Below are 21,156 nucleotides of genomic sequence, written 5' to 3'. Positions count from 1 at the left end.
GGTGTCGAGACACTGCATCATCGCACTCCGGAGAAAACGAGGAGACACCCGATCCGTCGCGGCCGCCGTCGGACCCGTGGCGGCCCGACCGGGCACCGCCTTCGCGCGTTGCGAACGCCGAGCCGTGCCGTGACCCGCACCTCGGGCGGCCGACATCCGCTCGCCGGATCGTGGCCCTCGGCGATCCCGGGCGGCTATTCCGCCGTCCCCGGCACCGCCAGCACCGCATCGAGTGCAGGGCGCGGCTGCCGCTCGCGGTCGAACAGCAGCGGATAGTTGGTGCGGTTCGGGACGGGGTAGTCGTTCTTCCACGACATGCCGTCGTGCGCGCCCCACAGCGTGACCCGGTCGATGACGTCGCGCTTGCGGTGGAACAGCGCGAACAATTCGGCATAGCGGTCCGCGAGCTGGCGCTCCACATCGTCGGGCAGACCGGCGGCGTACGGGTCCAGGTAGCGCTCGAATTCCTCCAGCTGGAACTGCGGGTGCGCCATCCCGGTGCCGATGATCTGGCCCTCGCGCGTCAACGGCAGCACGTCGATGTCGAGTTCGGTGATCATCACCTTCACCCCGAGCGCGGCATAGGCGTCGATGGACGCCTCGATCTCCTCGATTGCCGGGTAGTTCAGGCCCCAGTGTCCCTGCATGCCGATGCCGTCGATGCGGATGCCGGCGGCCTGCAGCATCCGTACCATGCGCACGATGCCCTCGCGCTTGGCCGGTCGCCAGGTGTTGAAGTCGTTGTAGTACAGCGCCGTGTCGGGCGCGTGGCGCGCGGCGGCGGCGAAGGCCTCGCGCACCACGGTGTCGCCGTCGCCGAGTGCACGCGTCCACACCGTGTCGCGATACTCGCCGTCCTCGCCCATGATCTCGTTGACCACGTCCCAGGCATCCAGGCGCCCGGCGTAGCGGCCGGCGACGGTTTCGATGTAGCCGTGCAGGCGTTCGGTCATCGCATCGACCGGGAGCGGGGCGCCGGCGTCGTCGTTGAAGAACCAGTCGGGGGTCTGGTTGTGCCAGACCAGGGTGTGGCCGATCAGGTATTGATCGTGGCGTTCGCCGAATGCGACGAAGGCATCGGCGGCCGCGAAATCCCACACGCCCGGATCGGGGTGCAGCACCTCGGCCTTCATCACGTTCTCGGCGGTCAACGCGTTGAAATGCAGCGGCACCAGCGCGTGCGAGCGCGTATCGCGTCCGGAGACGATGTCGTCGTTGACCGCGGTGCCGAGCATGAACGCATCGGCGTAGGCCTGCTTGAGCGTCGTGGCGGCCGGGTCGGCGTGCACCGGTGCGGCGGCGAGGGTCAGGAGCAGCGCGGCGACGCAGGCGTGTCCGAGTCGGGTCATGGCGGGTTCCTCAGTGCAATGGCGTGGCGGTACGGCGGATGGGTTGCGGGTGATGCAAGCGATGCGGTGCCGGTCGGCCTAGAGACGGTAGGCCCGTTTCGGCAGCCGGTAGGCGAGGTCGACGGCGACCTCGCGTGCGTCGTCTTCGTCGAGCCGGTGTTCGGCGACGAGCTTCGCGAGGAATGCGCAGTCCACGCGGCGGGCCACGTCGTGGCGCGCGGGGATCGACAGGAACGCGCGCGTGTCGTCGTTGAATCCGACCGTGTTGTAGAAGCCGCCGCTGGCGAGCGTCTGCTCGCGGAAGCGCCACATCCCCTCGGGAGCGTCGTGGAACCACCACGCCGGGCCGAGCCGCAGGCACGGCCAGTGCCCGGCCAGCGGGGCCAGTTCGCGGGCATAGGTGCTTTCGTCCAGGGTGAACAGGATCAAGGTGAAGTCCGGTGCATTGCCGACCCGGTCGAGCAGCGGCTTCAGCGCCTGGACGTATTCGGTCTGCAACGGCATGTCCGCGCCCTTGTCGCGCCCGTAGCGGTCGAACAGTGCCCGGTTGTGGTTGCGGAAGCAGCCCGGATGGATCTGCATGACGAGACCGTCGTCCAGGCTCATCTTGGCCATCTCGGTGAGCATCTGCGCGCGGAACAGCTCCGCCTCGGTCGGTGTCGCCCGGCCCGCCACGACGGTCTCGAACAACCGGCGCGCCTGTGTATCGGCGAGGTCGGCGGTGGCGCAACTGGGATGCCCGTGATCGGTCGAGGTCGCACCGTGGCCGGCGAAGAAGGTGCGGCGCTGGCGGTGGGCGCGCAGGTAGCCATTCCAGTCGTGGACGTCCTCGCCGGTGATGTCGGCGAAACGTTGCAGGGCGTCGGGAAACTGCTCGTGTTCGGGGTCGATCACCGGGTCGGGTCGGTACGCGGTCACCACCCGACCCGACCAACCGCTGTCGCGGATCGCCGCGTGGTGGACGAGTGGGTCCAGCGGGGACTCGGTGGTGGCGATCACCTCGATGCCGAAGCGCTCGAACAGCGCGCGCGGCCTGAAGGACGGAGTCTGCAAGGCCTCGGTGATGGCGTCGAAGTAGAGGTCGGCGGTGTCCGCGGCCAGGCGCACGCGCAGGCCGAACACGTCGTGGAACACGTGATCGAGCCAGAGCGCCGACGGCGTGCCCCGGAACAGGTGGATGTGCTCGGCGAACGTGCGCCATGCGGCCCGAGGATCGACATCGGCACGCGAGCCGTCGATGCGCGGAATGCCCAGCGTGTCGAGATCGACGCCCTGGCTGTACAGCATGCGGAACAGGTAGTGGTCCGGCACCAGCAGCAGTTCGGTGGCGTCGGGGAACGGGGCGTCGTCGGCGAACCAGGCCGGATCGGTGTGGCCGTGCGGGCTGACGATCGGCAGTGCGGCGATTTCGGCGTGCAGGCGCCGTGCGATGGCGCGCTGGGTGGGCTCGGACGGGAACAGCCGGTCCGGGTGGAGGTTGAGGGGGACGTGGGATGCGGTCATGACGGGCTCCGGAGCGGGTGTCCGATGCGGGATCCGGGGATGTGGTGATGCGAGTGGGGGTGACGACGGGTCGGGCGCGGGCGTGGCGGGACCGCGACGGATGTGGGCGTGCGCGCCGTGGCATCGGCGCCCTTTAGGTGTGGGATCGGGATCGCCATAGGTTCACAGGTCGCGGCTTCTGCTTCTGCTTCGGCCGTTGCCGTTGCTTTCGCTGTTGCCGTTGATCTCGGTTCTTCGAGCCGTAAAGCGAGCCGAGCACCGGAGCCTGGCGCGGCCGAAGAGGCGCCCATGTCTGAGCGCAGCGAGTTTGGGCGCCGTGCCGCGTCAGGCGAGGAGCGCAGGGTACCGGCGCGGCGCAGCCGTGCCGGCTCGCGTCCGGCGAAAGCGGTTTTGCTTACTTTTGTCGCGACAAAAGTGAGTCGCGCTTCAGCGCGAAAGCTGTTGATCTTGATCTCGCTGTGGTTCTCGAGTCCGCTTCCCTTTCGAAGAAAGAAAAGACGAGGAGCAAGATCAAGGGCGGTTTCGCCCGCTGCGCGCGCGAGTTCCTTTTTGCAGGACCAAAAAGGAACCAAAAAGTCCTCTCGCCGGACGCGAGCCGGCGCGGCTGCGCCGCGCCGGTCCCCTGCGCTTCTCGGACGGCGGGGCACGCTGCCCAAACTCGCTGCGCTCAGACATGGGCAGCTCTCCGGCCCCGCCGTCCTGCGATGCTCGGCTCGCTTTACGGCTCGACGATCAAGAGCCATGGCAAAAACGGAAGCAGAGGCGAGAGCAGGAGCAGGAGCAGAAGCGGAAGCAGGAGCGGAAGCAGGAGCAGAGGCGGGCCGGGCGACAGAGGCACTCACCGCCGCACGCTCTCGGGCGGGCCGAGGTAGCTGGGGCGCACCCCATCGCGCACGATCTCCACGCGCTGGAACACCAAGCCCGGATCCACGCTCCAGAGCTTGAGCATGCGCGCACCGGCCGTCACCGCATGCCGCGACGTCGCCACATGCACCGCATCGCTGACCGCGCGTTCCCAGGCGCGGAAGTCGCGGTCGTCCGGCGTCGGGTCCAGGCGCACCGTGACCATCTCGGGCGGTGCGTCGTCGAACGACACCGCATACCGCAGTCCGCCACGGTTCTGGAAGTCCAACGCGGGCGATACCCGCACCCGCACCTCCACCTCGCCGTCCCGGTGCAGGTGCACCGGATACTCCAGCCGCGGCGCATCGCCGCCCGGTGTCTGCGCGGGGGTGGTGGTCGGCCATGCGGTCACCGCGGACAGCGTGCGGCCGAGGCCGGGGATCACCTGCCACTGCAGGCCGTCGGCGGCGACCGCGCGCTCGTGGTGGGCGGCCTCGATGGCCACGTGTCCGTCGCTCTCCACGAAACCTCGCACCGTGACGTCGCGCGGCGGGCGCGTGACCGGCACCTCGATGCGCACCTCGGTCAGCTCGCTGCCGAGCAGGTCGATCCGGGCCAGGTGCTCCCCCTCCGGCACCGCATCCCAGTCGATCTCGACCTGCACCTGGCGTGCGTCCACGACCTCGGCCGCATCGGGCACCAGGCGCAACCACGGATGCGACACGCTGCTGCTGTAGCGGAAGGGCGCCGCGCCGCGGTTGAACACGTCGATGCCGCGCACGGGCGCCCCATGGGGATCGAGCGGCGGCAGCGTGGCGACGTGCGCCGGCACCGGCCAGCCGCGCGCGTCGCCGTCCACGGCCACGCCCATGGTCCCGCGCTCGCGCACGTCGATGCGCGACAGCGCCGGCATCACGTTGCGGTCGGGCTGCTGCCAGTGCGTGTAGCCGATGCGCGGCTGCGACATCATGTGGATCCACTTGCCGTCGGCGACGTCCTGCTCGTAGACGCGGGCGAGTTCGGCGTCGCGGGCGAACAGGCGTTCGACCTCGTCGGCCAGCGCATTGGTCGTCGCACGGCCCTGCAACGCGTGCAGCCGGTTGCGGGCCGTGGTCACGTACAGACGGTTGAGGTTGGCGCTGGCCAGCACCGGGTACTCCACCAGTTGGTAGTAGGCATCGCGCTGATGGTCCGGCAGGGCATCGCGCACCCGCAGCGTGTCGGCTTCCAGCGCATCCCATTCGGCCAGTACGCGGTCGGCCTCGCCGTAGTGGATCAGGCTGTAGGTCTCGGGCGACAAGAGCTCGGGTTTGCGTCGCGCGTTGTACTGCGTGTAGCGGGAGACGATCCGGCCGATGTCCTGCGCATGCGCAGGACCGAACTGTTCGGCAGCCCAGGTGGCCGGGTAAGCGGCCATGGCGTCGAGCGTCATCGCCTCCGGGTCCCAGGCTTGGTCGAGGAAGAAACTGATCGGCAGCTCCATCGGCTTGATGTCGCCGACGTTGACGATCCACATGCGGTCGGCCCCGTGCGTCCACGCCAGCCGCATCTGTTCCCAGGCGCGTTCGATCTGGGTGGTGTTGATCCACTTGTGGTTGCGTGGCCCGCCCACGTAATCGAAGTGGTAGTACACGCCGTAGCCGCCTTCGCGACGTTCGCCCGGCTGCGGCAGCCGGCGGATGTTGCCCCAGTTGTCGTCGGCGAACAGCAGGGTCACGTCGTCCGGGACCGCCATGCCGGCGTCGAGATAATCCTGCACTTCCTTGTACAGCGCCCACACCTGCGGCGTTTCCTCCGCCGGCCGGCCGGTGACCTCGGCGATGATCCGCCGCTGGTCGGCGACGATGCCCTCCAGCAGGCCGATCGCGGTGCCTTCGCTCATGGGCTCGTCGCCGTCGCCACGCATGCCCAGGGTGACGATGGCCTCGCCGTCGCGCACGCGCGCGATACCTTCGCGCCAGAACGCCCGCAGCGCATCCGCGTTCTCGGTGTAGTCCCAGGCACCTTCGCCGTGCCGACGCCATTCCACATGCGCGCGCATCATCGGTTCGTGATGCGAGGTGGCGATCACCACGCCCATCTCCTCGGCGAGCGCACCGTTGGCGGGGTCGTCGTCGTAGAACGCGCGCCCCCACATCGCCGGCCACAGGTAATTGCCCTTGTGGCGCAGGATCAGCTGGAAGACCCGCTCGTAGAAGCGGTGGTCGGGGCCGCCGTAGGTGGCGTTCATCCAGCCGCCCAGCGCGGGGTCCTCGTCGTTGATGAAGATCCCGCGATAGCGCACCGCAGGCGCGTCGACGATGCGTCCGGGTGCGATGTGCAGGCTCGTGCGGGTGTCGGGGGGGACGTCCGCCCACCAGGTCCACGGCGACACGCCGATACGCCGCGAGAGTTCGTACAGTCCGAACACGGTGCCGCGGCGGTCGGCGCCGACGATGACCAGCGCACGCGCGATGCCCGGCTCGGGGGCATCGACGACCTGCATCGAATAGGCCTCCCAGCGCCCTTCGAGATCGTCCGTCGCCAATCCGTGCGTGCGAACGATGCGGTCGATCCTTGCACTGCGCCCGAGGGTGCCCGCGATCACGGCCATGCCGCCAGGCGCCGGGTCCGCGCGCGGTCCGCCGTCGGCGACCGTGGCCAGGTCGGCGCGAACATCGTCGGCGGCGCGGCGCACGGCGGGAAAATCGTCGTCGTCGGTCAGCACCGGAAGCGGCACGCCGCGTTCGATCAGCGGCATGGACCCGGAAGTCGCCTGCTCGCAGACGGTGGCGGGGGCGCCGCAGTCGTGCGCCCGTGCCGGTGGCGCGGCGAGGGCGGTCGACAGCAGGAAGAACAGCGGAACGAACAACGGGGACATGCGCATGGTGCGGTTCGGGCTCCAGTCCGGGCACGCCGGCGACGGCGCGCGATGGCGGATGGCGGTCGTCCGCGCAGCGCGGCGGACGCGCCGGACGTCAATCGGCTCGCGGGGTCGATGCGGGCGCGGGGGCGGTCGCGTCCGCTTCGCCGCGGACGTAGGCGCGCAGCCACGCCAGGGCGGGCCGTTCGCTGCCGTCCTCCCGGACCAGGTGAGCGCCCTGTTCGGTACGCCACAGGCCCGGCCGGAAGCCCCACAGGGTGACGCCGCGCACGGCCGGGTGCTCCCAGAACACCGGGAACACGCGCTGGTAACTCGCCAGCTGGGCGTCGTCGTCGGGTCCGTCGATGTCGAATTCGGTCACGTAGACCGGCAGTCCCGTCGCGCCCAGCGCGTCGAGATGGGTGCGGTGCACGTCCATCGGCGTCTCGGGGGTGGTCGAGAACGCGTGGCCCTGCACGCCGATCGCGTCGATGAGACCTTCGGCCTGCAGCAGGCGGATGATCTCCAGGTAACGGGCGGTGGTGTCTGGCGTGCTGGTGACGCTGTACTCGTTGATCATCAGCACCGAGTCGGGAAAGTGCGCACGGCCCAGGCGGAAGGCTTCGAGCACCCAGTCCCAGCCGGTGTCGCCGGTGCCACCCAGCGCCTCGATGTAGTTGCCGCCGCCTTCGTCGTCCTGGCTCGGCGGGTCGTTGATCGGTTCGTTGACGACCTCGACGTAATCGATCCCGGGGTAGCGCTCGGCCACTGCGGCGAACCAGCGCTCGATCTCGGCGCGCTGCGCGTCCGGCGGCAGGGTCTTGATCCATTCCGGCTGCTGGTTGCCCCAGACCATCACGTGCATCTGGAACGGCAGGCCGTGCGCCTGCGCCATCTCCCAGGCGGCATCCAGCTCGTCCCACACCATGACCCCGCGCTCGGCTTCCACTTCGCCCCACTTGCCGCCGTTCTCCGGGGTGACCTTGTTCCAGTAGCGGGCGAATCCGTCGTGCTGCGGCGGGCTGTGCGCGCTGCCGATGAAGCGGTCCAGTCCCGCGGCCAACGCGGTCGATGCGGCGTCCGTCGCCGCTGCGGTTTCGGCCGCTGCCGGTGTGTGCGGCCCGGTCGGCGTCGGCGGATCGCCGCCGCAGCCGATGAGGACGATGGGCAGGGCGAGCAGGCCGGACAGCAGGCCGATGGTGGATGGCGTCATGACGATGTCTCCAGGAAGTGCCTGCGGAGCGTGTCCGCGGGGTGATCGACGGACCCGTGCGCCGGCGGGCGCGACGGGCCGATCTCAGGGCCGCACCGCCGCAGCGGCGACCAGCGAGGCGGGTTCCAGTCGCGGCGCCAGCAGGTGCACGACCAGCAACGCGAGCAGATAGGCCGATCCCGCCATCAGGAACACCGGGAGGTAGCTGCCGGTGGTCTGCAGCAGGATGCCGGTGAAGGTGGCGATCATCATGCCGCCCACCGCACCGGCGAACCCGCCGATGCCCACCACCGATGCGACCGCGTGCCGGGGAAACATGTCCGAAGTCAGCGTGAACACGTTGGCCGACCAGCCCTGATGGCCCGCGGTCGCCAGGCCGATCAGCGCGACGGCGATCCACAGATTCTCCGCCTGCGCGGCGAACACGATCGGCACCACGCACAGTGCGCAGACGAGCATCGCGCCCTTGCGCGCACGGTTCACGCTCCAGCCCATGCGGATGAAGCGCCCGGCCAGCCAGCCACCCATGATGCTGCCCACGTCGGCGACGACGAAGATCGCCACCAGCGGCAAGCCCAGTGCCAGCAGGGTGAGTCCGTACTCGGCATGCAGGAACTTCGGCAGCCAGAACAGGAAGAACCACCAGATCGGGTCGGTCATGAACTTCGCCGCCACGAACGCCCATGCCTGGCGGTGACGCAGGATCTGCAGCCACGGCACGCGTGCGGTCTGCTCCGGCGGATCGCTGCGGATGTGGGCCAGCTCCGCCGCCGACACGCGCGGGTGACGCTCGGGCGCGCGGTACATCACCAGCCACACCACCAGCCAGGTCGCGCTGAGCACGCCGGTGAACAGGAACGCCGCGCGCCAGCCCCAGGTCAGCGCGATGATCGGCACCAGCAGCGGGGCCACGATCGCGCCGATGTTCGACCCCGAATTGAAGATGCCGGTCGCGAACGCGCGCTCGCGGCGCGGGAACCACTCGGCCACGGTCTTGATCGCGGCCGGGAAGTTGCCGGCTTCGCCCAGGCCCAGCGCGAAGCGGGCGATCATGAAGCCGACCACGGTCGCGGCCAGCGAGTGGCTCATCGCCGCGATGCTCCAGATGGTGATCGCGATGGCGTAACCGGCCTTGGTGCCGAGGCGGTCGATGACGAAGCCCGCGCACAGCAGGCCGATCGCGTAGGCGCCCTGGAAGGCGGTGACGATGTAGCCGTACTCGATCTCGTTCCAGCCGATCTCCTCCTGCAGGTACGGCGCGAGCACGCCGAGCACCTGGCGGTCGATGTAGTTGATCGTGGTCGCGGCCAGCAACAGCGCGCAGATGCGCCAGCGGTACCAGCCCACGCGCGGCGCGCCCGCGGCCTCGCCGACGACACTCATGCGCGATCCCCCGGACGCGACCGTGTGCAACGACCTGCAAAGCCACCCATCAGCTCGACTCCCTCCCCGGAGAACACGCCAGCCGGCGCGAATGTTATCGCTATCATTAACACAGCGAATCACGCCCGGCATCGTGCAGTGCACGATCGGGGATCGCGCTGCGCTGCAGCAAAATCAGGGATTTAAGCAATTTCGCGCATCCGCGTGCCGCATTCGCGAGTGCGTCGACCGAATGTGTTGCGTCCTCGAGATTGGGAGCGCTACCATCCGCCCACTCCCGGCTCAGGACGTTCGCGTTCCGGCCCGGAGATCGAGACCGGTGCCTACCTGGGGGATAACCAAGGACGCGACGTCCGGTCGAAAAATCAGAGTGGTCACCAGAAACGGGAGGGGAGTACGGTGCAGACCCATTACGCAAGAACCGTGTTGTCGCGTGCGCTCGGGCTGGCGATCTTCGCCACGGCGAGCGCCCATGTCTCGGCGCAGGACGCCGCGGTACCGGCCGTCGCGCAGGACATGCCCGCGGCACCGGTATCCGCCCAGCCCGGACCCGATCCCGTCGAACTGGATTCGGTCGTGGTCACCGGCTATCGGCAAAGCCTGCAGTTCGCGACCGAGGCCAAGCGGGATTCGACCGGCTTCACCGACTCGATCTTCGCCGAGGACCTGGGCAAGTTTCCCGACCTCAACATCGCCGAATCGCTCAACCGGGTGCCAGGCATCCAGCTCTCGCGAGACGTCAACAACGAGGGCCTCAACGTCGCCATCCGTGGCCTGCCCAGCAGTTTCACCAAGACCGTGATCAACGGTGTGCAGGTCGCCACCGCCTCGATCGGCCTGGACGCGCAGAACCAGAACCGCGAGGTCGATCTCAATCTGTTTCCCACCGAGTTCTTCACTGAAGTCACGGTGCACAAGACACCGATGGCGCGCCTGCCCGAAGGCGGCGCGGCCGGCGTGGTGGACATGCGCAGTGCGCGGCCGTTCGACAACCCGGGGCGGCATTTCACCTATCAACTGCAGGGCGAATACAACGACATCAGCGACAAGGTCAGCCCACGCGGTGCGTTCACCGGCAGCTGGACCAACGACGAAGGGACCTTCGGTGCGCTGGTCGGCGTCTCGTCGGTGCGAGGCCGCATGGGCGTGGAAGGCTACGAAACCATCGGCTGGACCAACCCCGGACTGAACTACGTGCAGTGCGGCCGCGAGGCGCCCGCCGGGGTGGACCCCTTCACCGGACGTCCGGCCGAATGCAACCGGGGCGGTGGCGGCGGCTGGCTGATCCCGGATGTCGTGCCCGACAACGCCGCGACCCGCGCCGCGGGTCTCACGCCGGGACAGGTGGTCGATCGCGATCTGCTGCTCGCGCTAAATCCGGGGCTGACCATCGATCAGATCAGCGAGGCGCTGATTCCCCGTCTGGGCCGGCCGGTCCACATGTCCGGGGATCGCGACCGCGATGCGGTGCTCGCCGCGTTCGAGTGGCGCCCGAGCGATCGGGCCCACCTGTACCTGGACGCGCTGTATTCCAGCGCCGACCGCTCCAACGACCGCATCGACATCAACCTGGTCGGGCGCAACTTCGGGCCCAACGGCCTGCTGCCGATGGACATGCAGGTCGACGCCAACGGGGTGGTCACCGAGGCCACGTTCACCAACGCACAGTTCTTCCTCGAAGGGCGGCCCTACCGCGAGGACGTCCAGTACTGGAGCATCAATCCGGGTGGCACGTTCTGGTTCGGCGCCAACGAGGGCATCAAGCTCGACGTGCAGGCCAACACCAGCCGCAGCTGGATGTTCCGCGAGTCGCCGACCATCCTGGTCAACACGCCGTTCACCACCATCGACTACCGCAACGACGGCAGCGTGCCGACCTGGGACACCGATCTGGATCTGGACGACCCATCCATCGGCTGGACCTGGGCTGGCGGCCGGGTCAACGTGCAGAACGAGAAGCGCGTGACCGAGACCACCGGCGCGCGTGCGGATCTGCAGCTGGGCGAAGATCGCCGCAACGTGCGCGTGGGTGTCGCCTACGACGAGTTCACCCGCCGGATCCAGGGCTTCGACAACAGCCCGGCATGGGAAGCCCACGTGCGGGAGACGCTGTCGGATTCCGACCTGGCCTCGTACCTGCGGCCCGGTCCGTACGGGTTCGTCACCATCGATTTCGACCGTTTCATGGCCGCCACCGACTACCACCGCTTCCGCGACGAGGCGCCGGAATCGGCGGGTCCGAACACCGGCGGTTCCACCGGCGGGATCAACGAGAAGACCATCGGCGCCTACGTCGAGATCAACGGCGAGACCGAGATCCTCGACCGCGACCTGCGTTTCAACGCGGGCATGCGCTACGTCACCACCGATCAGCGGATCAGCGGTCCGGTCACCTTCGGTGGGGTGCGCCAATGGCAGACGCTGGAGGGGGACTACAAGGAGTGGTTGCCGTCATTCAGCGCCGCCTGGGACGTGGCCGACAGCGTGGTGCTGCGCATGTCGGGGTCGCGCACCATGACCCGCCCCAACCCGAGTTCGATGCTGCCCAACACGACCTTCACCGATCTCTCGGCGCTCAACGCCAACCAGGGCAATCCGAACCTCACGCCGTACCTGTCCACCAACTTCGACATCGGCGGCGAGTGGTACACCGGCGACGAGGGCTTCGTCGGCGCGACCCTGTTCAACAAGCGGGTCACCGGCTACACCTACCAGGGCATCACCACCATGCCGTTCTCCCAACTGGGCGTGCCGTGGGAGGATCTCACCGAGGGCCAGCAGAGCGCGATCAACGCCCGCGGCGGTCCCGATGCGGCGACGGTCAATGTGCAGCAGCAGGTCAACGCCGACGGTTCGCTCGACATCCGCGGCTACGAGCTGATCTGGGTACAGCCGCTGCGTGCGGTGTTCGAGGGGCTGGGCTTCATGGCCAACTACACCAGCATCTCGCTCGACACCGAGGGACAGGACGCCGACCGGCTGGCCGGCAACGTCTTCGGCATCTCGCCGAAGATGTGGAACGGCACGCTCTACTGGGAGAACGACCGCGCCTCCGTACGCCTGTCCTACAGCTGGGCAGAGGGCACCGAGGTCAGCGGACCGAACCAGCAGGGCATCCCGTACGCGCAGTTGATCAGCGAGGACCGCGGACAGTACGACCTGTCGGCGAGCTACACACTGGCCGGACTGCCGACCTCGCCGCAGCTGACCCTCAACGTGATCAACATCACCGGCGAGGAGCGGCGGTCCAACTTCCACTGGCCCAACGCGGTCAACGACCTCTACGATCCCGGACGGACGATCCTGGTCGGCATCCGGGGGACGTTCTGACCATCCGCACAGCGATGCGCGCGCGTCCCGGTGCTCCGGCACCGGGACGACCCCGCCACCCGCCGCCATCGGGGCGTGCGGCCGCTGCCGCCGCTCCGCCGCCACAGGACCCGCATCGCCCTCATGTCCAGTGATTCGCAACCCCTCTCGGTCACCGAAAAGGTCGGCTACAGCCTCGGCGATCTCGCGGCCAACCTGATCTTCCAGACGCTGATCACGTTCCTGGCGTTCTTCTACACCGATGTCTACCGGATTCCGGCGGCGACCGCGGCGACGATTATCTTCGTCGTCGGCCTGCTGGGCGCATTCGCGTTCACTCCGCTGATGGGCCTGGTGGCCGACCGCACACGCACGCGCTGGGGCCGATTCCGACCCTGGATCCTGTGGACGGCGGTGCCGTTCGGCGTGTTGTCGTTGCTGGCGTTCTCCACGCCCGACTTCGGGCCGACCGGCAAGGTCGTCTACGCCCTGGCGACCTACACGCTCCTGGTGCTGGTCTACTCGGCCAACAACCTGCCCTACGCGGCATTGAGCGGCGTGCTGACCGGCAACATGGACCAGCGCAACAGCCTGTCGGCGTACCGTTTCGTGGCGGTGATGATCGCGCAGTTCATCATCCAGGTGCTGCTGTTGCCGCTCGTGCTGATCCTGGGCGACGGCGATCGCGCGACCGGCTTCCGCAACGCGATGGCACTGTTCGCCATCGTCGGCACGGTGTTCTTCCTGATCACGTTCTTCACCACGCGCGAGCGGATCGTCTCGCCGCCGGAGCAGCGCTCCAGCGTACTGGAGGATCTCGGCGATCTCGCCCGCAACCGGCCCTGGCTGGTGATGCTGGCGTTGACCATCCTGGTCTTCGTTTCCCTGGCCCTGAAGGGCGGGATGACCATCTACTACTTCCAGTACTACCTGAGCGAGCCGCATCTGGCCGGCCTTCTGGAGCGGTCCGGATTCGAGGCGTTCATGGGCGGGCTCAACGCGTTGCTGACCGGCATCGGCCTGACCGCGTTCCACTGGCCGGAGGACGCGCCGACCTCGGCCTTCAGCCTGTTCAACGCCGGCGGCATCCTCTTCATGATCGCGGGTATCGGTTTTTCCCGGCGGCTCGCCGAGCGCTTCGGCAAACGCGACGTGTTCGGTGGCGCGCTGTTCGTGTCCACGCTGTTTCTGCTGGCGTTCCTGCTGTGGCCGCCGGAGGCGGTGTGGCAGGGGTTCGTGTCGCAGATGCTGCACGGCTTCTTCTACGGGATCACCATCCCGTTGCTGTGGGCGATGATCGCCGACGTCGCCGACTACTCCGAGTGGCGCAACCATCGCCGCGCGACCGCGATCATCTTCTCCGCGATGTTGTGCGGGCTGAAGATCGGGCTGAGCGTGGGCGGCGCGCTGGTGGCCGGCATCCTCGCGTTCTACGGCTACCAGGCCGGCGCGCCGATGCAGGCGCCGGACACCGTGTCCGGGATCCGGCTCGCGGTCAGCCTGTATGCGGCGTTGCCGTTCCTGGCCGGTATCGCATTGCTGTTCTTCTACGAGATCAACAAGACCACCGAGCGGCGCATCGAGCGCGAGCTGGGCGAGCGTCGTGCCGCGCCGGCGGCCGGGCCGTAAGGAAACGCACGAGGAAACCATCGCATGTCCGAGCAGATCGACTCCGCCACGCGGGCGAAGCTGGAAGCCGCAGCGCTGTCCAGGCCGCTGGTCGACCACATCCACACCGCCGATCCCTCCGCGCACGTGTTCGAAGGACGGATCTACATCTACCCCTCCCACGACATCGACGCCGGGATCCCGTTCGACGACGACGGCTCGCATTTCGGCATGGAGGACTACCACGTCCTGCGCATGGATTCGCCCGAAGGCGACGCGGAGGATTGCGGCGTGGCGCTGCACGTGCGCGACGTACCCTGGGCCGAACGCCAGATGTGGGCGCCGGATGCCGCCTGCCGCGACGGACGCTACTACCTGTATTTTCCGGCCAAGTCGCCCGACGGCCTGTTCCGCATCGGTGTCGCCGTCGGCGATCGGCCCGAAGGTCCGTTCATCGCCGAGCCGACGCCGATCGCGGGCAGCTACTCGATCGATCCGGCGGTGTTCGAAGACGACGACGGCAGCCACTACATGTACTTCGGCGGCATCTGGGGCGGCCAGCTGCAGCACTACCGCGACAACGTCTACGATGCCGACCGGGGCGAGCCGGCCGACGACGCGCCCGCACTGGGGCCGCGCGTGGCACGCCTAGATCCGGACATGAAGCGCTTCGCCGAGCCGTCGCGCGAAGTCTCGATCGTCGACGACAGCGGCGAACCGCTGCGTGCCGGCGATCATGCGCGCCGTTTCTTCGAAGGGCCGTGGCTGCACAAGCACGACGGTCGCTACTACCTGTCCTACTCCACCGGCGACACCCACCTGCTGTGCTACGCGATCGGCGATTCGCCGTACGGGCCGTTCGTGTACCAGGGGCCGATCCTGACGCCTGTGGTCGGCTGGACGACACACCATTCCATCGTCGCGTTCGGCGGCCGCTGGTGGCTGTACTACCACGATGCCCTGGCGTCGGGCGGAGTGACCCACCTGCGCTCGGCCAAGGTCGCCGAGTTGCCGCACGATGCCGACGGCCGCATCGCCACGCTGGATCCGTACCCGGGTGCCTGAGGTCCGTGGCGTGCCGGCCGGTGCCGCATCGGACCGCGCGTCGGTGCCGGCCGGGGCCGCGGTCGACGCGACCGACCCGCTCGCACCGGGTCCGTTGCTGCGCATCGGCGACGACCGGCTGCAGGTGGAGATCGCGCCGGTTGCCGGCGGGCGGATCGCCGCGATCCGGTACGACGACGTCCCCCTGTTGCTCGGCCACGGGGAGAGCGACGGCACCGCGATCGGCTGGGGATGCTTCCCCATGGTGCCTTGGGCCGGGCGTATCCGCGACGGTCGTTTCCCGCTGGAGGGGCGCGAGATCGGACTGCGCCGCACCTTCGGCCGGCATGCGATCCACGGTGTCGGTTTCCTCATGCCGTGGCGGGTGATCGCACACGGAGCGCGCCGCATCGACCTCAGCCTGAGCCTGCCCGAGGACGCGCGCTGGCCGTTCGGCGGCAGCGCGCGCCAATCGATCCTGGTCGACGACGAGGGCGTCCTGGAGATGACATTGTCGGTCACCGCGGGCGCGCAGCCGATGCCGGTCACGCTGGGATGGCACCCGTGGTTCCGCAAGCCCGCACGGCTGGACTTCCGCCCGTACGCGATGTACCCGCGCGATGCCGACGGCATCGCCGTACGGCCAACGGGCGCGCCGGGTGGCGGGCCTTTCGACGACTGTTTCCTCAACGATGCGCCGGTGGACCTGGAGATCGACGGCATCGCATTGCAGATGACTTCCGACTGCGGCCATTGGGTGCTCTACGACATGCCGCCGGACGCGACCTGCGTCGAGCCGCAGACCGGCCCGCCGGACGCCCCCACGTTGGCGCCGGAGGTCCTGGCGCGAGGGCAGACGCGTTCCGCGTGGTGCCGACTGGCCTGCCGCTGACGTCCCCGGACGGTCGTCCGGGGCGTGTATGCTCCGACGCATGGACGTCACGCGCGACCTCGACCTGGCGGATCGCCTCGCGGTACTGCGGGCCGAGCACCGCGACCTCGATACGGCCATCGCGGATCTCCACACCACGGTCGTCGTCGCCGACGACCTCGCGCTCAAGCGGCTGAAGAAGCGCAAGCTCCAGCTCAAGGACGCGATCGCACGGCTGGAGTCTTCGCTGATCCCGGATCAGCCGGCCTGAGCCGGGAGGCTCCGTCTGCCTGAGCGGCCGGTCCGCCGGTCGGTCGACATCGGCGACTGCGGGGCATCGGCACCGTGCCGGGGCCTCGGCGCCGGTCCGTGCTGGGGTTCACGGCGGTCCGGACCCGCGATCTTCCGACGTACGGCGTTCCGGCGCCGCGGCGCCGTCTTATGATCGCGGCTGCGCGCACCGCGGCGGTCAGCCCCGCCGCGGTATGCCGCGCCACTCACAGGGGACATCGAGATGCGACATCCGGACAGCATCGCGGCGCGCGCGCCGTGGTCGGCAAGGGCATGGGCATGTGCGCTGGCGACGACGACGCTCGTCGCCGCCTCGCCATTGATGGCACAGGACTTCACGCTCGGCGCGGGTTTCACGCCCGATCCGCAGACCGCCGGCGGCTTGACCGGCGGCACCGGCCAGGCCTCGCGCTTCGGCCAGCAGTGCACCGGCAGCATCAGCGGCACGCCCGACCATCGCATCCGCGTGACCAGCGCGCTCGGCCTGCGCCTGAGCGTGAGCAGCGACACCGATTCCACCCTGGTGCTGGTGGGCCCGTCCGGGGTGTTCTGCGACGACGACGGCGCGGGCCAGCTCGATGCGCGCATCGACGCGCAGCTGATCCCCGGCGACTACCAGGTCTACGTGGGCCACATCGGCCGCCAGGGCAACTACCGCCTGTCGCTGACCGAGCTGGTCGGCGGCGCGGGCGCGGCCGGCGGTGGCGGCGACAACGGCGCGCGCTACCGCGACTTCAGCCTGGGCGCGGGTTTCATGCCCGATCCGCAGACCGCCACCGGCGCCACCGGCGGCGGCACCCAGGCGTCGCGTTTCGGCAGCCACTGCGTCGGTGCCATCGACAGCACGCCCGACCACCGGTTGACCATCACTTCCACGGTGACCCTCGACATCCGCGTCGACAGCACCACCGATTCGTCGCTGGTCATCGTCGGCCCCGGCAAGGTGCTGTGCGACGACGACGGCGGGCAGATGCTCGACGCGCGGATCACCGACGTGTTCCGGCCGGGCGCCTACGAGATCTACGTCGGCCACCTCGGCAGTGTCGGCGAGTACACGCTCAGCATCACCGAGGGCGACGGCCGCTGAGGCCGAGCGACGCGCGCCCGGCTTCGGTCGGGTGCGTGGGGCTCGCCTCGGCACCGGCCGGTCGCGCCGGGCCTGCTCCGGCGCCGGAGCGTCGTGATCGCGCCGGCCGTGGCCGGCGCGGCACGCTCACTCCGCCGGCGCGGCCGGCTCCTGCTTGACCGCCTCGGGGCTGACCTTCTCGATGGTGTGGCGCAGCTCGCGGCCGAGGATCACCTTGGCGTCGCGGGCCCAGGCGTCCAGGCGCTGGTCGAAGGTGAGCTTGCTGTTCTGGTCCAGCTTCACCAGCTCGAGCTCGCGCAGCTTCTGGATGAAGCTGCGGAACAGCGATTTGTCGAAGAACTCCGGCGCCGCCGGCGCGTACAGCAGCGACAGCCGCTGCGCGGCGAGCTGGCACAGGCTCTCCAGTTCGCCGGCACCCAGGGTGCCGGGGCCGTTCTTGGACAGCACCGAGATGGCGATGTAGTAGCGCTCGAACGCCTGCTGCAGCGGGTGCCCGAGCGCACGCAGGCGGAACACCTCGTCGGTCTGCCCGGCGTTGCGCTGGTAGATGCCGCCCTCTTCCTCGCCGACGATTTCCAGCAGCCCTTCGCGGACGAACACGTCCAGGGTGCGCTGCAGCCGGTCGGCGAAATCGTCGGGCTGCCAGGGCAGGAACAGCTCGGCCTGCAGGAACGGATACAGCGAGCGGCCCAGTCGCAGCAGAGTGGTGCCGCTCATCCGGCGGTTGTTCTGGAAGCACGAGGCGATCCACGCCGAGGCGGTGAACAGGTGCACGACGTTGTTGCGGAAGTAGGACAGCAGCACCGCGTTGTCCTCGTCCACGTCGAGCACGTCGCCCAGCGGATGCGACACGCGACGCAGCACGCCGATTTCCTCGCCGTGGGCGACGATCTCCTCGGGCGTGTGCGGCGTGACCGTGACCAGGTCGCTGTAGGGCACTTCGGTGAGCGTGGTCTTGGACAGCGCGATCTGCGCGAGCAGGTCGGCCTCGCCCATGGCGTGCTTGGGCGTGGACAGCAGGGCGAGTGCCAGGAAGTTGATCGGATTGACGTCGGCGGCGCGGTTGATGTTGACCTGGATGCGCTGCGCGGTGGCGTTGACGGTGCGCGACAGCCACTCCGGACGCTCGTCGTCGGACAGCGGTTTGCCGTCCCAGTCCTTGGCGTGCTCGGCCAGCAGGTCGGTGAGCGGGATCGCCTCGCCGAAGTTCACCACCACCTGGCCGTAGTTCTTGCGCAGCACCTGGGGGATGCCCCACAGCAGTTGCCAGATCGATTCCTTCTGCTTCGGCTTGCCGGTCAGCTCGTCGAGATAGCTGCTGCCTTCCATCAGCTTTTCGTAACCGATGTAGACCGGCTGGAACAGCACCGGCCGGGTCGGCTGGCGCAGGTAGGCGCGCACGGTCATCGACACCATGCCGCCCTTGGGCGCGAGCAGGCGTCCGGTACGCGAGCGGCCGCCTTCGATGAAGTACTCGATGGAGTACCCGCCCGCCATCAGCTGGGCGACGTACTCCGACAGCACAGCCGAGTACAGCGCGTTGCCGCGGATGGAGCGGCGGATGAAGAACGCGCCACCCTTGCGCAGCAGGGTGCCGACCACGGGCAGGTTGAGATTGATGCCGGCGACGATGTGCGGCGGCACGATGCCCTTGGTGTAGAGCAGGTAGCTCAGCAGCAGGTAGTCCATGTGGCTGCGGTGGCTAGGCACGTAGACGATCTCGTGCCCGGGCGCGGCGGTCTTGAGGGCGTCGAGGTGATGCACCAGCACGCCGCGGTAGATGCGGTTCCACACCGAGGTCAGCAGGTAGCTGGCCGAACGCACCACCGGGTGCGAATAGTCGGCGGCGATCTCGTAGGCGTACAGGTACGCCTTCTTCCAGGCTTCTTCCGGAGTGGAGTTGTCGCGTCGGGCCTGGTCGGCGATGGCGTCCTTGACCGGCGGCGAGGACAGCACCTTGTCCACCAGCAGGCGCCGCGTGGACAGGTCCGGCCCGACCACCGCCTCGCGGATGCGGTTGAAGTGGGTGCGCAGCACCCGCGAGACCTTGCGCACGGTGCGCTCGGGGGTGAGGTCCTCGGCGATGATCTCGCGCACCTCCACCGGCCCGGCGAAGCGCACCAGGGTGTCGCGGCCGTTGAGCAGGATGGCGAGCAGGCGACGGAACCGGCCCACCAGCGCCCAGTTCTCCGAGAACAGCACCGAGAACCAGCCGCTGGCCTTGTCCGGGCTGCGGCCGACGAAGATCGACACCGGCATCAGTTGCACGTCCAGGGCCGGGTCGGCCCGGTGCGCCTCGAGCAGGCGCGAGAGCGTCTCGGAGTGCGTGCTGGGCTTGGGCGGCCGCCGGCCCTTGGCCAGGGCGTTCAGGGTGGCGGCGGTGCTGCGGCGCGAAAGCGCGACATAGGCCCGCTTGCGCCCGACCGGATCGCCCGGCAGCGGCTGCAGCGGCGACGGCATGCCGGCCTCGCGGCATGCCCGGTCCAGGATCAGGGCGTTGGACAGCCCGTAATCCTCGAGCACGTAGCAGACCGGACGCTCGTCGATCGCCTGGGTCGGCGCCTGGGGCTCGATCTTGAGGCCGATCCACGGCGCCAGCAGTTGGCCGAGCAGGCGCGCCCACAGCGGCCGCTTGTGCGGACGGGGCGCGCGGCGCGGGACGAGCGGCATCATTGGCGTCGGGGCCGATGCGTCGGCGTCGATGGACGCGGGCGGCTCGGTGGGCGGGCCGCCGTCGGGCGCGCCTCCATCGGGAGCGCTCCCATCAGGGAACGGCAGGGGCGTCTGGTCGGGGGGGTGTCGTGCCATGACGGGGATTATCGCCCAGCCGGCCGCCGGGCCGGTCGTGCGGGCGATGCGGACCGCGCGGTCTCAGTCCGCATCGGGGGCGGCTGGCCGCGATGCGGCGGCTTCGGCGTGGCGCAGCCAGTCGCTGCGGTACCAGCGACGGTCGCGACGCTCCACGCCCAGGCGGGCGTCCACCTCGCCGTTCCCCACGGGATAGCGCATGCGCAGTTCGGCCCGGTCGCCGGTCTGCCGTTCCAGCCGCACCTCAATGCCGGCCAGGCTCGCGTCGAGGTCGAGCCCGTAGTCGGCCAGGACGGACTTGGCGACGGCCAGGAACGCCGACATCCGGCGCAGGCTCTCCGCCATGCCAGCGGCCTGGAACGCGGCGTCCGAGTCCAGGCCGGTCTCCCGTGCGGCCTCGCACAGCTGCGCCAGCGCCCTGCGCGCACGTGCCGGGTCGGCCAGCGGGGCGTCGGCCGCCCAGCGCGACACCGCGACCAGCAGCTGGATCTGTCGTTCGCGTTCGCTCTCGTCGAGATCGGGGTCGCCCTGGATGTACTGCACGCCGAACGCGCCCAGGGTCTCGATGGCGCGCCGCAGCTCGCCTTCGGCACCCGAGAACTGACGTTCGAAGCCGGTCATCAGGGTGCGCTCGGCGTCCGGGGCGGACAGCGCGGCGATCAACCGCGGCAATTGCTCCTGCAGCGGCAGTTCTTCCAACGGCCAGCGACTGCGGCCCTCCCGCCACGCGGTGTCCAGGCGGGTATGCAGGGCGGGCGGTACGCTGTCGCGGGCCAGCGCCTCCAGGTCGCCGGCCTGCAGGTGGCGCGTGGGCACCAGCACCGCATCGATCGGGCGGCCCCCGGCGTCGGCGGATGCCGGCGCCTCACCGTCAGTGTCGCGGCCGCAGCCGGCCAGTGCCGCGGCGCCGATCACGATCGCCAGCAGCAGCGCACGCATGCGCATCGTCGAACCCCCTTTCGCAGTCGCATCCGGCAACGCCGGTGGGGGCATGGTGGCGGCCGG

At 69.3% G+C, this 21,156-nt stretch carries 13 protein-coding genes; 6 read left to right on the top strand and 7 right to left on the bottom strand.

Features of this window, described 5'->3' with window-relative positions; genetic code table 11:
• Positions 1-194: 194 nt before the first annotated feature.
• The 5 genes from RG19_RS14615 to RG19_RS14595 all read right to left on the bottom strand — a co-directional run bounded on the left by RG19_RS14615 (position 195) and on the right by RG19_RS14595 (position 9,133).
• Complete coding sequence (locus tag RG19_RS14615) at positions 195-1,349, bottom strand: endo-1,4-beta-xylanase (RefSeq protein ID WP_058835913.1); 1,155 nt, start codon at positions 1,347-1,349, stop codon at positions 195-197.
• Positions 1,350-1,427: 78 nt separating this feature from the next.
• Positions 1,428-2,852, bottom strand: coding sequence for a glucuronate isomerase (gene uxaC / locus RG19_RS14610; RefSeq protein WP_058835912.1), 1,425 nt, complete (start codon positions 2,850-2,852; stop codon positions 1,428-1,430).
• Between the two features lie 838 nt (positions 2,853-3,690).
• Positions 3,691-6,561: a glycosyl hydrolase 115 family protein gene (locus RG19_RS14605; RefSeq protein WP_238376657.1), complete on the bottom strand. Its 2,871-nt coding sequence runs from the start codon at positions 6,559-6,561 to the stop codon at positions 3,691-3,693.
• Between the two features lie 91 nt (positions 6,562-6,652).
• Complete coding sequence (locus RG19_RS14600) at positions 6,653-7,750, bottom strand: endo-1,4-beta-xylanase (RefSeq protein ID WP_082672697.1); 1,098 nt, start codon at positions 7,748-7,750, stop codon at positions 6,653-6,655.
• Positions 7,751-7,834: 84 nt separating this feature from the next.
• Positions 7,835-9,133 (bottom strand): MFS transporter, encoded by a 1,299-nt coding sequence (locus tag RG19_RS14595; RefSeq protein WP_058835910.1) that lies wholly within the window; start codon positions 9,131-9,133, stop codon positions 7,835-7,837.
• A gap of 399 nt (positions 9,134-9,532) precedes the next feature.
• Between RG19_RS14595 and RG19_RS14590 the strand changes: the two genes are divergently transcribed.
• The 6 genes from RG19_RS14590 (at position 9,533) to RG19_RS14565 (ending at position 17,343) form a co-directional block, all read left to right on the top strand.
• Positions 9,533-12,463: a TonB-dependent receptor gene (locus RG19_RS14590; RefSeq protein WP_058835909.1), complete on the top strand. Its 2,931-nt coding sequence runs from the start codon at positions 9,533-9,535 to the stop codon at positions 12,461-12,463.
• A 123-nt stretch (positions 12,464-12,586) separates the two neighbouring features.
• A complete protein-coding gene (locus RG19_RS18060; protein WP_058835908.1) occupies positions 12,587-14,071 on the top strand; it encodes an MFS transporter in 1,485 nt (494 codons plus the stop codon).
• A gap of 24 nt (positions 14,072-14,095) precedes the next feature.
• A complete protein-coding gene (locus RG19_RS18055; protein WP_058835907.1) occupies positions 14,096-15,115 on the top strand; it encodes a glycoside hydrolase family 43 protein in 1,020 nt (339 codons plus the stop codon).
• On the top strand, positions 15,108-15,986 hold the full coding sequence (locus RG19_RS14575) for an aldose epimerase family protein (RefSeq protein WP_238376656.1): 879 nt from the start codon (positions 15,108-15,110) through the stop codon (positions 15,984-15,986). The genes RG19_RS18055 and RG19_RS14575 overlap by 8 nt, the downstream gene beginning before the upstream one ends.
• A gap of 40 nt (positions 15,987-16,026) precedes the next feature.
• Complete coding sequence (locus RG19_RS14570; protein ID WP_058835906.1) at positions 16,027-16,236, top strand: YdcH family protein; 210 nt, start codon at positions 16,027-16,029, stop codon at positions 16,234-16,236.
• 243 nt (positions 16,237-16,479) lie between these two features.
• Positions 16,480-17,343, top strand: coding sequence for a hypothetical protein (locus RG19_RS14565; RefSeq protein WP_058835905.1), 864 nt, complete (start codon positions 16,480-16,482; stop codon positions 17,341-17,343).
• 126 nt (positions 17,344-17,469) lie between these two features.
• Here RG19_RS14565 and plsB read toward each other — a convergent pair whose 3' ends face one another.
• Both plsB and RG19_RS14555 read right to left on the bottom strand, forming a co-directional pair.
• A complete protein-coding gene (gene plsB / locus RG19_RS14560) occupies positions 17,470-20,151 on the bottom strand; it encodes a glycerol-3-phosphate 1-O-acyltransferase PlsB (protein ID WP_058835904.1) in 2,682 nt (893 codons plus the stop codon).
• Positions 20,152-20,214: 63 nt separating this feature from the next.
• Positions 20,215-21,090 carry a hypothetical protein gene (locus RG19_RS14555; protein WP_082672695.1) on the bottom strand — a complete coding sequence of 292 codons (876 nt, stop codon included), beginning with the start codon at positions 21,088-21,090 and terminating at the stop codon, positions 20,215-20,217.
• Positions 21,091-21,156 lie beyond the last annotated feature (66 nt).

Source organism: Luteimonas abyssi (assembly GCF_001482195.1).
Classification (GTDB): Bacteria; Pseudomonadota; Gammaproteobacteria; order Xanthomonadales; family Xanthomonadaceae; genus Luteimonas; species Luteimonas abyssi.
Note: the sequence above shows the minus strand (reverse complement) of the source record. Positions and strands in the feature narration are given on the sequence as shown.

What these genes read in the sequence shown, in the direction of transcription:
- RG19_RS14615 (WP_058835913.1), bottom strand. Translation starts at nt 1,349, where the DNA reads ATGACCCGACTCGGACACGCCTGCGTCGCCGCGCTGCTCCTGACCCTC.
- RG19_RS14570 (WP_058835906.1), top strand. Translation starts at nt 16,027, where the DNA reads ATGGACGTCACGCGCGACCTCGACCTGGCGGATCGCCTCGCGGTACTG.
- uxaC (WP_058835912.1), bottom strand. Translation starts at nt 2,852, where the DNA reads ATGACCGCATCCCACGTCCCCCTCAACCTCCACCCGGACCGGCTGTTC.
- RG19_RS14595 (WP_058835910.1), bottom strand. Translation starts at nt 9,133, where the DNA reads ATGAGTGTCGTCGGCGAGGCCGCGGGCGCGCCGCGCGTGGGCTGGTAC.
- RG19_RS14565 (WP_058835905.1), top strand. Translation starts at nt 16,480, where the DNA reads ATGCGACATCCGGACAGCATCGCGGCGCGCGCGCCGTGGTCGGCAAGG.
- RG19_RS14605 (WP_238376657.1), bottom strand. Translation starts at nt 6,561, where the DNA reads ATGCGCATGTCCCCGTTGTTCGTTCCGCTGTTCTTCCTGCTGTCGACC.
- plsB (WP_058835904.1), bottom strand. Translation starts at nt 20,151, where the DNA reads ATGGCACGACACCCCCCCGACCAGACGCCCCTGCCGTTCCCTGATGGG.
- RG19_RS14600 (WP_082672697.1), bottom strand. Translation starts at nt 7,750, where the DNA reads ATGACGCCATCCACCATCGGCCTGCTGTCCGGCCTGCTCGCCCTGCCC.
- RG19_RS14555 (WP_082672695.1), bottom strand. Translation starts at nt 21,090, where the DNA reads ATGCGTGCGCTGCTGCTGGCGATCGTGATCGGCGCCGCGGCACTGGCC.
- RG19_RS18055 (WP_058835907.1), top strand. Translation starts at nt 14,096, where the DNA reads ATGTCCGAGCAGATCGACTCCGCCACGCGGGCGAAGCTGGAAGCCGCA.
- RG19_RS18060 (WP_058835908.1), top strand. Translation starts at nt 12,587, where the DNA reads ATGTCCAGTGATTCGCAACCCCTCTCGGTCACCGAAAAGGTCGGCTAC.